Source organism: Pseudomonas sp. GW821-FHT03E01 (assembly GCF_059420765.1).
Map to the genome: position 1 here is coordinate 627795 of NZ_JBWKUI010000001.1, position 12391 is coordinate 640185.

At 60.0% G+C, this 12391-nt stretch carries 14 protein-coding genes and 1 pseudogene; 4 read left to right on the plus strand and 11 right to left on the minus strand.

The window, feature by feature from the left end; translation table 11 throughout:
• Window positions 1–24 precede the first annotated feature (24 nt).
• Both tpx and AC07VO_RS02780 read right to left on the minus strand, forming a co-directional pair.
• A complete protein-coding gene (gene tpx, locus AC07VO_RS02775) occupies window positions 25–525 on the minus strand; it encodes a thiol peroxidase (protein ID WP_018926141.1) in 501 nt (166 codons plus the stop codon).
• Window positions 526–674: 149 nt separating this feature from the next.
• Window positions 675–971: pseudogene (locus AC07VO_RS02780) on the minus strand (polyketide cyclase); the annotation flags it as partial.
• Between the two features lie 181 nt (window positions 972–1152).
• Between AC07VO_RS02780 and AC07VO_RS02785 the strand changes: the two are divergent.
• Window positions 1153–1578, plus strand: a complete 426-nt coding sequence (locus tag AC07VO_RS02785; RefSeq protein ID WP_192350688.1) for a YciI family protein — start codon at window positions 1153–1155, stop codon at window positions 1576–1578.
• Between the two features lie 455 nt (window positions 1579–2033).
• On the opposite strand, the gene AC07VO_RS02790 is transcribed toward AC07VO_RS02785, so the two are convergent.
• The 4 genes from AC07VO_RS02790 to AC07VO_RS02805 form a co-directional block, all read right to left on the minus strand.
• Window positions 2034–2705, minus strand: a complete 672-nt coding sequence (locus tag AC07VO_RS02790) for a DUF3313 domain-containing protein (RefSeq protein WP_019650018.1) — start codon at window positions 2703–2705, stop codon at window positions 2034–2036.
• Window positions 2706–2825: 120 nt separating this feature from the next.
• A complete protein-coding gene (locus AC07VO_RS02795; protein ID WP_192350690.1) occupies window positions 2826–3794 on the minus strand; it encodes a hypothetical protein in 969 nt (322 codons plus the stop codon).
• An 86-nt stretch (window positions 3795–3880) separates the two neighbouring features.
• Window positions 3881–4375 carry a DUF934 domain-containing protein gene (locus AC07VO_RS02800; protein ID WP_018926147.1) on the minus strand — a complete coding sequence of 165 codons (495 nt, stop codon included), beginning with the start codon at window positions 4373–4375 and terminating at the stop codon, window positions 3881–3883.
• Window positions 4372–6045, minus strand: coding sequence for a nitrite/sulfite reductase (locus tag AC07VO_RS02805; RefSeq protein WP_192350692.1), 1674 nt, complete (start codon window positions 6043–6045; stop codon window positions 4372–4374). Before AC07VO_RS02805 ends, AC07VO_RS02800 begins: the two co-directional genes overlap by 4 nt.
• A 264-nt stretch (window positions 6046–6309) precedes the next feature.
• On the opposite strand from AC07VO_RS02805, the gene ccoN reads away from it, so the two are divergent.
• Together ccoN and AC07VO_RS02815 are read left to right on the plus strand one after the other, a co-directional pair.
• Complete coding sequence (ccoN, locus tag AC07VO_RS02810) at window positions 6310–7737, plus strand: cytochrome-c oxidase, cbb3-type subunit I (protein ID WP_026286424.1); 1428 nt, start codon at window positions 6310–6312, stop codon at window positions 7735–7737.
• A gap of 15 nt (window positions 7738–7752) precedes the next feature.
• Window positions 7753–7974, plus strand: coding sequence for a cbb3-type cytochrome c oxidase subunit 3 (locus AC07VO_RS02815; RefSeq protein WP_192350694.1), 222 nt, complete (start codon window positions 7753–7755; stop codon window positions 7972–7974).
• 144 nt (window positions 7975–8118) lie between these two features.
• Here AC07VO_RS02815 and AC07VO_RS02820 read toward each other — a convergent pair whose 3' ends face one another.
• Window positions 8119–8613: a hypothetical protein gene (locus tag AC07VO_RS02820; protein ID WP_064618184.1), complete on the minus strand. Its 495-nt coding sequence runs from the start codon at window positions 8611–8613 to the stop codon at window positions 8119–8121.
• Between the two features lie 70 nt (window positions 8614–8683).
• Window positions 8684–9460 (minus strand): helix-turn-helix domain-containing protein, encoded by a 777-nt coding sequence (locus tag AC07VO_RS02825; RefSeq protein WP_192350696.1) that lies wholly within the window; start codon window positions 9458–9460, stop codon window positions 8684–8686.
• A 78-nt stretch (window positions 9461–9538) separates the two neighbouring features.
• Here AC07VO_RS02825 and AC07VO_RS02830 point away from each other — a divergent pair, with 78 nt between their 5' ends.
• Window positions 9539–10231 (plus strand): aspartate/glutamate racemase family protein, encoded by a 693-nt coding sequence (locus AC07VO_RS02830; protein ID WP_192350698.1) that lies wholly within the window; start codon window positions 9539–9541, stop codon window positions 10229–10231.
• Between the two features lies 1 nt (window position 10232).
• On the opposite strand, the gene AC07VO_RS02835 is transcribed toward AC07VO_RS02830, so the two are convergent.
• From AC07VO_RS02835 to AC07VO_RS02845, 3 genes are all read right to left on the minus strand, one after another.
• On the minus strand, window positions 10233–10751 hold the full coding sequence (locus AC07VO_RS02835; RefSeq protein WP_018926154.1) for a GNAT family N-acetyltransferase: 519 nt from the start codon (window positions 10749–10751) through the stop codon (window positions 10233–10235).
• Between the two features lie 69 nt (window positions 10752–10820).
• The gene (locus AC07VO_RS02840) at window positions 10821–11807 is read right to left on the minus strand and encodes a LysR family transcriptional regulator (protein ID WP_192350700.1); all 987 of its coding nucleotides are present in this window, start codon (window positions 11805–11807) and stop codon (window positions 10821–10823) included.
• Between the two features lie 92 nt (window positions 11808–11899).
• Entirely contained in the window at window positions 11900–12340 is a 441-nt protein-coding gene (locus AC07VO_RS02845; protein WP_192350702.1) for a carboxymuconolactone decarboxylase family protein, read from the minus strand.
• Window positions 12341–12391: the final 51 nt, after the last annotated feature.

Here is a 12391-nt window from a genome sequence, read left to right on the forward strand (position 1 = left end):
CCGTTAACAATTGTAAAACTTTGCTTACTTCAGAACGGCGAGCGCTGCGTCGTAGTTCGGTTCTTCAGCGATTTCCTTGACCAGTTCGCTGTGCAGGACCTTGTCGTTTTCGTCCAGAACCACGACGGCACGGGCGGTCAGGCCTTTGAGTGGACCATCGGCGATGGCCACGCCGTAGTTTTCCTTGAACTCGGCACCGCGCAGGGTCGACAGGTTCTGCACGTTTTCCAGGCCTTCGGCACCGCAGAAGCGGGCTTGGGCGAACGGCAGGTCAGCCGAGATGCACAGCACCACGGTGTTGGCCACGTCATTGGCCTGGGCATTGAACTTGCGCACGGAGGTGGCGCAGGTCGGGGTGTCGACGCTTGGGAAGATGTTCAACACTTTGCGCTTGCCGGCGAAGCTCGCCAGGGTCACGTCGGACAGATTGCCGGCAACCAGGGAAAAGGCTGGCGCCTGGGAACCGGCTTGTGGCAGTTGGCCGTTGACTTGAACCGGGTTGCCTTTAAGAGTGACTTGAGCCATGAACGGAGTCCTTCTGAACGTTGATGTAGAGAATTTTGACGAGGCCGAAGTTAACCACGAAATGAGCCGGGGACCTATGCAAAAACACAAATTGTCATGAGTGGCGGGAGAGGCAAACCTGCAATTCCACAGGGCTGGATGCACGTGCACTACCCGAGCAACCGCAGCATATTGCGGTGCCGCGCCGCGAAAATCCGCCGCATGCAGGCATTCACCAGCAGCCCTTCAGTCAAAGCACCGCCAATCGCCGCATAGGTCACGCGGTCGGTGTACAGCGTACCGCCCTCTCCCGCCGCCACCCGATGTTCATGACGAAAGGCGCGCAGCGGCCCCTTGAGCATTTCATCGATGAAATGCGTATCGCCGACCTCCCGGATCACCACCGTCCAGTTCGACGGGATCAGGTTGAACATCCAGTGCCTGAAGCGGAACTGGGGGGCACCTTCCGTTGGTCGTTGGATGGGTCTCACAGGAATATTTGATCGCGAGGAGGATGTCGAAAATACATCTGTTCTCTACAACATCGACTAAAACGAAAAGGACAATTTTTGTTTAGGTGCGTTGTCGATTCAAGTCACGCCCATTCGACTATGCAATGAATCACTCAACTTCAACGGAGACAAGACCATGCGATTCATGATCATTGTAAAAGCCAGCCCCGATTCCGAGGCCGGCGTGATGCCCAGCGAAGAACTGATGACCGCAATGGGCAATTACAACGAGGAACTGGCCAAGGCCGGCATCCTCATCGACTGCGATGGCCTGCAGCCCAGCAGTAAAGGTGCCCGTGTGCGCTTCTCGGGAGATAAACGCACAGTGATCGATGGCCCGTTCGCCGAAACCAAAGAGCTGATCGCCGGCTACTGGCTGTGGCAGGTGAAGTCGAAAGAGGAAGCGATCGAGTGGGTCAAGCGCTGCCCCAACCCGATGCCGGGTACAGAGGCCGAGATCGAGATTCGCCAGGTGTTCGAGGCCGAAGATTTCGGTGCCGAGTTCACCCCGGAACTGCGTGAACAGGAAGAGCGCGTGCGGGCACAGGCGAAGAAGCAATGAAGCACACCTACGCGCGACTCAGCATTCAACAGTGATGTTGACTGACAATCCTTCTTCGCGAGCAAGCCCATGCCCACAGGAGATTGTGGTTGGCAAATCAGCCAAGGCTCACTCAATACCTGTGGGAGCGTGGTTTGCCCGCGAATGGATCTTCAATTCAACAAGCAAACCCGTTGACGCGACAACCACCTGCTAGAGTAAAAAAAGCCTTCATGCAGGCCAGACCGAATGTCATCTTCGGAAAATGAGGAAACGTCTATGAAAGGTTTGCTTCGCGTTGCGGGATTCAGCCTGATGGCGCTTTTCGCAAGTTGTGGTGTCGGTGCCCAGACAATGCAAAGTCATGCGGCGCCGGTTGCGCTCACTGTCATACCGGCCGACATCCCGGGGGAATAGCCAAGGGGATTGATCGTTCCCATGCCTGGGAACGATCTTGCGCGAACAATAAACCCGCGTTACTTGGACTTGAATTTTACAAACGACTGATTCATGTCCGAAGCCCAGCCATCGATCACGTTTTTCACGTCATCGGCTTTCATCACCTGAGCTTCGTTTTCCAGCGGTTTGCCGGTGCCCTTGCGCACCACCTGGGCGATGACTTTGTTGGTGCCGCCGTCGAGAAACACCGCTTCGGTGGCCAGATCGGTTTGCTGATCGCGAGCACCGCTGGCGGTGGTGACGGCCGCTGCCACCAGGGCGATCGGGATCACTTCATATGGCTTGAGGCTTTCGGTCTTGCTGCTGACGGCGGTGATCGCCGCACGCACCACGATAACGCCTGGGCCGGGGCCGCTGGCCAGTGGCAGGGATTTACCCAGTTCGCGCTTGAGCGCTTGATCGTAGTAGCTGGTGATGCCGTTCAACGTGGTCTGAGGGATTTTCGCTGTCGGCTGCGGTTTGGGATAGAGCTGAGTCGGCTCGATGTAGGCACTGGTGTATTTGTTGACGTTGAGCTTGGGATCGACCCAGCGCATCACCACGGCGCCCGATGGCGACTTGGCTTCCTTGAGCTGGCTGTAGTCCTTGAGAAAGCCGGAGTACTGGTCTGGCTCGACGACTTTGCTGGCGCAACCCGCCACCCCGAGAGAGGCGATGCACAGTGTGCTCATCATTAACGCAAGCTTCATGCTTTAACTCCTGTCAGAAGGACGGCAACGGTATTGCCTACGAGAGTTACAGGTATAGCTAATGCCCGGCGTTTTTGTATCGAAAATCACAATTTTCAGCTCTCGCCACGGTCGCGGCAATCACCACGAAGACCCGCTTTTCGCTGCCAACTCCCGCCGGCTATTGGCCCGCATCGCCTTGATCAACGATACCGTGCCCACCAGGATGATCACCGCGCCGAACAGGAAGTCGATGGTGTACAACTGGAAATCGTTCAACGGCCCCACCAGGAACACCCGGATCGCGCCAATACTCACCAGCGTCGCGAGAAAGTCGATGCCCGGCTCGTCGCGATAGAACACATGCAGCAGCGGCAGGCACATCACCAGCAACAACAGCAACACAATCACCTTGAACGAGCCCTTGCGCTCGACGCTGAACGCGCATTCGTTGGCGCCGTAGGGCTTGTAGTCCTGCTCACTGATCAGCGAATTTTTCTCGTTGATGTACTCGACACGGTTGTACTTCTGGATCGGCGTAAAGGTGTTGGACATCTGCATGCTGGTGGTGACGTTTTTGAAGCGCAGGTCGACGCGCTCGTTACCCTTGAGGTAGTACAACACCGGTTTGTAACCGTAGCGGTAGGTGTCGAACGGAAAGTCGGTCGCACGCCCCTGGACGTCGATGGGCCGGGACTCAAGTTCGGCGTAGGCACTTTTGTTGACCGAAGACAGGTTACGGCTCAGGGGTTTGATCTTGACCTGTTCCATGAAAATCGGCGCAACGCCGTAGGACCACTGCAGCGGTTCCATGCGCAGCCGCAGTTCGTTGCGGCCCAGGTCGTAGCGATCAAAGGTTCGCTCGGAAACGACAACCGCCCCCGAGAGCATGAACTCGCCGCGAACGTTGTTGGTGATGCGCAGCGACAGTTGATTCTTGCCCTGCCCGCCGCTATCGCTGGCCGGCGGCGTGCCGCACCAGGCGTAGCTGTCGAACGCATCCCCGAGCTGGCCGTTACGGTTCTCTTTGAACACATAAAAATAACTGCCCCACAGGGCCGCCATCAGCAACAGCGCTATCAACCCTAAAATCTTCTTGCCCGCGCCCAAACCAGACTCCTTTCTTCACCAACTCCTTATGAGACGCGGACTCTATCAAAATGCCATCATCGGCCCAAGCAAAAGATCTCGATGCCCTACCGCCGCCGAAACAACGGCCGCGGCTCGATCACCGAACGCCCATACAACACGCTCATCCCCGCCAGTCCCTTCAGCGCATCTTCGGCAGACTTGTCTTCACGCACGGCAAAGCTGTCGAAACCGCATTGGCGCATGTGGCTGAGTTGATCGCGCAGCACATCGCCAATCGCGCGCAATTCGCCTTGCCATCCGAATCGCGTGCGCAACAGATAGGCCTGGCTGTAGGCACGTCCGTCGCGAAAACTCGGGAAGTCCAGGGCAATCAGCGGCAGGTCGGGGAACCACGGAATCAGATTTGTCACTTCGTCGTCAGGACCGAGCCAGACACCTTCGAGCGCGGTTGTGGTGTCGGCGTTAAGGGCCAGCCACTGGGGTAACGGCAGGATCAGCGGCCCGGCCGGCGGTTCACCGGTCGTTTCACGAATCAACTGCCACGGGTCATCGCGCACCCACTCGGCACCGCCCTCTCGCAAACGCAGCAGATTGTTCATGCCGACACCTCCAGCACCTTTGGATAAACCCGTTCCTTGAATGGCTCCAGACCGATGCGCGCCAGGGTATCGACGAACAGTTCTTCGCTCTCGCGGTAGCGCACGAATGTGCCGATGATCCGTTCAATCACATCGGGCACTTCGGCGGCACTGAAGGACGGGCCGATGACCTTGCCCAACGCGCTGTCCTTGCCCTGGGCGCCGCCGAGGGTGATCTGGTACCACTCGCTGCCGTTCTTGTCGACGCCAAGGATGCCGATGTTGCCGATGTGGTGATGGCCGCAGGCGTTCATACAGCCGGAGATGTTCAGGCTGATGTCGCCCAGGTCATGCAGGTAATCCAAATCGTCGAAACGCGCCTGAATCGCTTGCGCGATGGGGATCGACTTGGCGTTGGCCAGGGCGCAGAAGTCGCCGCCGGGGCAAGCGATGATGTCAGTCAGCAAGCCGATGTTGGCACTCCCCAGGCCTTGCTCGCAGGCCAGGCACCACAGCGCGTAAAGGTCTGCCTTGGGCACGTCCGGCAGGACGATGTTCTGTTCATGGGCGATGCGGATTTCGCCGAAACCGAACTGCTCGGACCATAGCGCCACCGCTTCCATTTGTTCGGCCGTGACATCCCCCGGCGGCGCGGCGATACCCGGCTTGGTCGACAGCACCACGCTGGCGTAACCCGGCACCTTGTGCGGCTGAACGTTGCGCGCCACCCAACGGGCGAACGCCGGGTGCTCGGCCAGGCACGTGCCGAAGTCCAGGTCGGTGCCGGCCAGTGAACGGTAATCGGGTGGCACAAAGGCACTGGCGACACGCTCATACTCGACGTCGGTCAACTGCGCCGGGCCGTCCTTGAGGTGTTGCCACTCCTCCTCCACTTCCTTGGCGAACGCTTCGATCCCCAGGGCCTTGACCAGAATCTTGATCCGCGCCTTGTACTTGTTATCGCGCCGTCCGTGGCGGTTGTAGACCCGCAGCACCGCCTCGACATAAGACAGCAAATGCTGCCACGGCAAGCCTTCGCGAATCTGCAGACCGAGAATCGGCGTACGCCCCAACCCGCCGCCAACGATCACCCGCAAGAGCATTTGCCCGCTGTCGTCGCAATAAAGATAAAGACCGATGTCATGCATCATGATCGCCGCGCGGTCCTGTTTCGCCGAACAGATGGCGATCTTGAACTTGCGCGGCAGGAACAGGAATTCCGGGTTGATGGTCGACCATTGCCGCAGGATCTCCGCCAGCGGACGCGGGTCCATCAGCTCGTCCGCCGCGACGCCGGCGAAGGCTTCGGTGGTGATGTTGCGCACGCAGTTGCCGGAGGTCTGGATCGCGTGCATTTCCACTTGGGCCAGGCGTTCGAGGATGTCCGGGACCTGGGCCAGTTCGATCCAGTTGAACTGCATGTTTTGCCGGGTGGTGAAGTGGCCGTAACCACGATCGTAGTCCCGGGCAATGCTCGCCAGAGTGCGCATTTGCCTGGCGCTCAGGGTGCCGTAAGGAATCGCCACGCGCAGCATGTAGGCGTGTTTTTGCATATACAGGCCATTCTGCAAACGCAGGGGCAGGAACTCTTCTTCGCTCAATTCGCCGGCCATGAAACGTTCGACCTGATCGCGAAACTGCGCAACACGCTCGAACACCAGGGCCCGGTCATAGTCATCGTATTGATACATGTGGCTACCTCATCAGGATTGATCGGGCTCTGCGGCTCGCTCTCGAGGTAGCGACTATGAACCTGCGGCACAGCACGTTACAGATTCAGCTAAACACTAAAAAACCGTATCAGGACGCGACTGATGGCCGCAGGCATGCCCCACATCTGATCCGTATAAATGAAAGTTTCCTGAGACTGTTTTGTTTCCGGCAGGGTTTCTACAGTTCATCGCATGCCAGACCGGGTGGCCTGGCAAGACTTTGCAACCGTGGAAGAACTGACCATGAGCACAGCAACAATCGGACTGGCCTATAACTACAAGGTCGTCCGCCAATTCGTCGTGGCAACCGTGGTATGGGGCGTCGTCGGGATGGCGATGGGGGTATGGATCGCCTCGCAACTGGTATGGCCCGAGATGAACCTCGACCTGCCGTGGACCACCTTCGGCCGCTTGCGTCCGCTGCACACCAGCCTGGTGATTTTCGGCTTTGCCGGCAGCGCGCAATTCGCCGCCAGTTACTACGCCGTGCAGCGCACCTGCCAGGTGCGGCTGTTCTCGGACAAACTCGCTGCATTCACCTTCTGGGGCTGGCAATCGGTGATCGTGGTGATGCTGATCAGCCTGCCGCTGGGCTACACGACCACCAAGGAATACGCCGAGATCGAGTTCTCCGGCGCGGTGTGGATGACGGTGGTCTGGCTCGCCTATGCCATCGTGTTCTTCACCACCGTGGTGCGCCGCAAGACCAAGCATATCTACGTCGGCAACTGGTTCTTCGGCGCGTTCATCGTGGTGATCGCCATGCTGCACGTGGTCAATCACCTGTCGATTCCGGTGGACTGGTTCAAGTCGTATCCGGTGTACTCCGGGGCCACCGACGCCATGGTGCAGTGGTGGTACGGGCACAACGCGGTGGGCTTTTTCCTCACCACCGGGTTCCTCGGGATGATGTATTACTTCGTGCCGAAACAGGTGGGTCGGCCGGTGTATTCCTATCGCTTGTCGATCGTGCACTTCTGGGCGCTGATCACCCTGTATATCTGGGCCGGTCCCCACCACCTGCACTACACCGCACTGCCGGACTGGGCGCAGTCCCTGGGCATGGCGATGTCGCTGATTCTGCTGGCGCCGAGCTGGGGCGGTATGATCAACGGCATGATGACGCTGTCGGGGGCCTGGCATAAGTTGCGTACCGACCCGATCCTGCGCTTCCTCGTGCTGTCCCTGGCCTTCTACGGCATGTCGACTTTCGAAGGGCCGATGATGGCGATCAAGACGGTCAATGCCCTCTCCCACTACACCGACTGGACCATCGGCCACGTGCACGCCGGCGCCCTCGGTTGGGTGGCGATGATCACCTTCGGCGCCATCTATCACATGGTTCCGAAAGTCTTCGGCCGCACGCAAATGCACAGCGTGCCGCTGATTAACCTGCACTTCTGGCTGGCGACCATCGGCACCGTGCTGTACATCGCCTCGATGTGGGTCAACGGCATCACCCAGGGCTTGATGTGGCGCGCAATCAACGACGACGGCACGCTGACCTACTCGTTCGTCGAGGCGTTGCAGGCCAGTCATCCGGGCTTCATCGTGCGGTTTGTCGGCGGGGTGTTCTTCCTCAGCGGCATGCTGCTGATGGCGTATAACGTGTGGCGTACGGTGCGGGTTGCGGATGTGAAGATGGCCGAACTTGAAGCGCAGTATGCCTGAGGTAAGGAGCCTGACATGATCGAAATGGCATTGAATCTATTGGGCGTGCTGGGGCTTTGGCTGGCGATCGAATACTGCTTGAAACACCAGACGACCGAGAGCCTGGACGATGCCAGCCTGATTCCGTTTGCCGATGACCCCGAGGTGGCGCGGCGGGTGGAGTTGGCTACCGGCAAGAGAGTGAAAGCGGTAGCGCCGCAAGAGTTGAAACCTGGCTGGGGCAACCTCGAAATCTGAGGTACACCCAATTCACTGGGGGAGCGGGCTTGTGGCGAGGGGGCTTGCCCCAGTTGGGCCGCGCAGCGGACCCAAGACCTGCGAGCGCTGCGCACTCGAACGGGGCGGTACGGCGGTCCGACAAGCCCCCTCGCCACACAGGCATTAGTTGCGCTCGCGGGGAATCAGGCTCTGCAGTTGCTGCGCCAAAAAGTTTGCATCGAAGGCAAACGTGTCCGGGTCTTTCAGGCCGTTGGTCTTGCGCCATTGCCAGGCGCTGGACGGTGGCAGGCACACCAGCGAAATACTGCCATAGCGCGCCGCGGTCAACCCCATCACGGCAAGGGAAATCTGCCCACCAACGCCCATCACGTCCGGCACAAACTCCACCGGTTTGCCGGCGATAACGACGCTCAGTTTCTCGGTCTTGAACGTCGACGTCTCCACCGGCACACTCGGCCCGGATGCGACATACGCCTCGCGGCTCACTTCCAGCAGGTTCGGTGCCAGGACCGGTGCCAGCCACTGCTGGATCTGATCGAACAACTCCCCGATGCGCGTCGCCCACACGGCCGATTGCGCTTCAAACAGTTGCTTCTTGTGCGCTTCGCTTTCTGCGTAGTGGCGAAGCATCTCGCCCAGTTGCTGTACGTCGTCCATTGCGGTGTTCCTTTGGTTGAAGCGGTGCTGCGGACTTTGAGCATGGCAGATGCGCGCTGCCGGCGTACGACTAAAAGCGCGAGCGGTACTGGCTGGGGGTCATGGCCAGGTATTTGCGAAAGGCACTGCCCATGTGGGACTGATGGGCGAAGCCGACATCCAGAGCGATGCTGGCCAAGGGCAGAGCCGTGCGCTCGATCAGCCTGCGTGCGGCCTGAAGCCGCACTTCAATGAGGTAGGCGTGAGGCGTCAGGCCAATAGCCTGGGTGAAATCGCGCAGAAAGCGCAGTTCGTTGTGCCCATAAGTGGCAGCCAATTGTTCCAGCGTCAGGGGATTCTGGAACTGCTCGACGATCTGTTCCATGACTCGGGCAAAGGCCTTGGGCGTGGCACGCTGCGTTGTATCGGTTATCGAACCCGCGACGCCAACCAGCTCCACGGCACAATGCTCAAGCGCCAGCAGGTCAGGTTGCGTGGCGAGCAACTGACGCCGCATATCTCGCGCCAGGGTCAGCGCACGCCGATTGCCGCAAGATTGCATGCGGTGAGTGGCGGCCGGTAACAGTTCGCTGGCGAACGGCTCATCCAGCCGCATCAACAGATACTCGCCACCGCTGGCCGATTCGGAAAACACCTCCACGCCGACCGGCGTGTACGCCAATACGCCCGGCCAGGTATCGAAATCCGTCCGCCGGTCAGAATCGATCGCATGCACGCCCTGCTGACGTTCCAGCGTCACTCCGAGGGTTTGTGACTGCGCCGGATCCCGCGCGCTGTACGGCGCACGGGGCAAGAGTTGCAGGCAGAGTCTGCCGCCCAACAGGTTCTCGCTCAGCACACCGGGCATGTGAAATTTCCTGATAGATCGGAACAAGGATCCACTGGACACTCTCTCGCAAGGGTTTGCCATTCACAGGAGCATGACATGCGCACCATCGGCCTTATCGGCGGCATGAGCTGGGAGTCCAGCGCCGAGTATTACCGTCTTATCAACCAGCAGGTACGCGACCGCCTCGGGCCGTTGCGTTCGGCGAAATTGCTAATGTACAGCGTCGACTTCGGCCCTGTCGAACAGGCCCAACATGCCGGGCGCTGGGACGATGCGGCGGCGATTCTGGTGGATGCCGCGCAACGCCTGGAGGCTGGCGGCGCCGACTGCGTGGTGCTGTGTACCAACACCATGCACAAGGTGGCCGGGCAGATTCAGTCTGCGATTGATGTTCCGTTCCTGCACATTGCCGACCCTGCCGCTCAGGCGGCACTGGACGCCGGGGCGCTGCGGGTAGGCCTGCTCGGTACTGCATTCACCATGGAGCAGGACTTTCTCAAGGCACGTCTGACGGCCGAGGGCCTGACGGTGCTGGTGCCGGAGGCTGAAGAGCGACAGGCGGTGCATCGGATCATCTATGACGAGTTGTGCGTCGGGGTCATCAGCGAGGCGTCGCGCCAGGTCTATCAACGGGTGATCGAAGCGCTGACCGAACGCGGCGCCCAGGCGATCATCCTCGGCTGCACCGAGATCGGCCTGCTGATCAAACCCGAACACAGCGCCCTGCCCTTGTTCGACACCACCGAACTGCATGCGCAGGCGGCGGTGGCGTTTGCGTTGGGCGACTGACTCAACCTTCCTTGGGCGTGCGACGCAAGCGCGCCATGCTCAGGGTATCGACCAAGCGACCGTCACGCACGGCATAGTCGCGGAACAGGCCTTCGGTCTCGAAGCCGAATTTTCGGTACAGGCCGATGGCCGCTTCGTTGTCGGCGTACACCGAGAGTTCGACCCGTTGCAGGTTCATCCAGTTGTCGGCGACATCGAGCGCCGCCGCCAGCAGCTTCGAACCGACACCCTTGCCTTGCCAAGCCACGGCGACACCCATGCCGAAGCTGCCGGCGTGGCTGCGGCGAACTCGCGAAAACTGTTCCAGACCGATGTTGCCGATGACCGTTCCCTGGTGCAGCGCCACCAGTTTCACCGCCCGTTCGTTGTCGGCCATCAGGCGTTGGCGCCAGACCTCGGTGGACTGAAACGGCATCTGCAGCACCTGACGGGCCACAGCCGGGTCGTTGTAGAGGGCGGTGACGCCCTCGATGTGGGATTCGTTGAAGCGTTCGAGGGTAATGACGGAGTCGGCGGGCATGAGTGTTTCGTCCTTGATGCGTACATGGCCGCCTACTCTATAACGCCACAAAGGTGTTCTGCCAGAAGCTCAGTCAAGCTGCTCGAACCACTCCCGCCGCTCGTTGAAGGTGTTGCGGATCAGCTCGACGATGCCCTGCACCTCGGCCTCATTTCGGGAATCGGCATTGACCGCCATCCACACCTGGCGCTGCATCGGTTGGTTGAACAGCCCGGGCAACGCCAGCAGCCCTCGATCGAATCGGCTCATGTAGTGCGGCAGCAAACCGATGCAGGCGCTGCAGCGGATCATCTCCAGCATCAGCTCATAGGAATGCAACTGCACCACTCCCGCCAGACGCTGCTCCACCAGACTGTTCCACGGCCCGAAGGCGCCGACCTGGCGGTCGTGTTGCCATTGCACCAGCATGAAGTCGGCCAGGTCACCCAGGCTGTCCGGGCGGGCCGCGACCCGCGAGTAACGTTTGGCAATGTGCGGCAGATAGTCCAGCCGTGCCAGGCGCTGGGGCTCGGTGATGGCAAAACTGGGGCCTGGTAACGGCGAATCCGTGCCTGTCAGCCACACCACCACATCGGCGCTGATCGCCCGCAGGGACAACTCGCTGTCGAGGGAAATGATGTCCAGGCGCACACTGGTGTTGCGCCGCAGCAGCGAGACCAGGTCGCGACCGAGGATGTCGTGCAGGATCGACTCGGCCACGGCCAGGCGAATCAAGGGCTGTTCAATCACCGGCAAGTCGCGTTCACGGGCCAAGGCCATCAACTGCGCCTGAAGCTGCAACCCGTCACGACTGAGGGCAAAGCCATTGCCCGAATGGCAGAACAACGAGCGCTGCAGTTGTGTTTCAAGTTGCGCCAATTGTTTACGCAACTGGGTCGACTTGATATTGAGACTGCGGGCCGCCTGCATGAAACAGCCACAGCGGGCGCTGACCCTGAAAGACTGCAGCAACACCGGATCGATTCCGGCTATCCGTGAGTGTAAGGCGTTACTGTGTTCTACGGGCGAATGGTACTCGGCCACGCCCTGACGCCCGGCGGATTCCATGAATGACATTGATGACTCCCTGTCGATCTGTCCTTGAGCGTTTCATCCTGCTGATCGTTCATGAACCTGATGTGACAAGCGGGCAAAAACCAAACCAATAATCAACCGCCGGGGGGTTGCCGAAAACTCACCGCCAGGCGATTCCAGCTGTTGATGGCGCTGATGGCCATCGTCAGGTCGACCAATTCCCCTTCACCGAACTGCTCCCGGGCCAGTGCATAAACATCGTCCGGCACATGGCTTTGCGCGAGCAGGGTCACCGCTTCGGTCCAGGCCAGGGCCGCCCGCTCCCGAGGGCTGAAGAAGCCACTGTCGCGCCAGACCACGATCGCATACAGCCGCCGATCGGTCTCGCCGAAGCGGCGCGCGTCCACCGAGTGCATGTCGGTGCAGAAGGCGCAGCCATTGAGCTGCGAGGCGCGGATCTTGATCAGGTTCAGCAACGCCGGTTCGATGCTCAGATCACGGGTCAAGGCCTCCATGGCGATCATGGCTTTCATCGCCTTGGGCGATGCGCTGTAGTAATCCAGGCGAACGGTCATGGCGGCGGCCTCGTGGCGCGAATCGGTATCTCCACGTTAGGCGCTGATGCA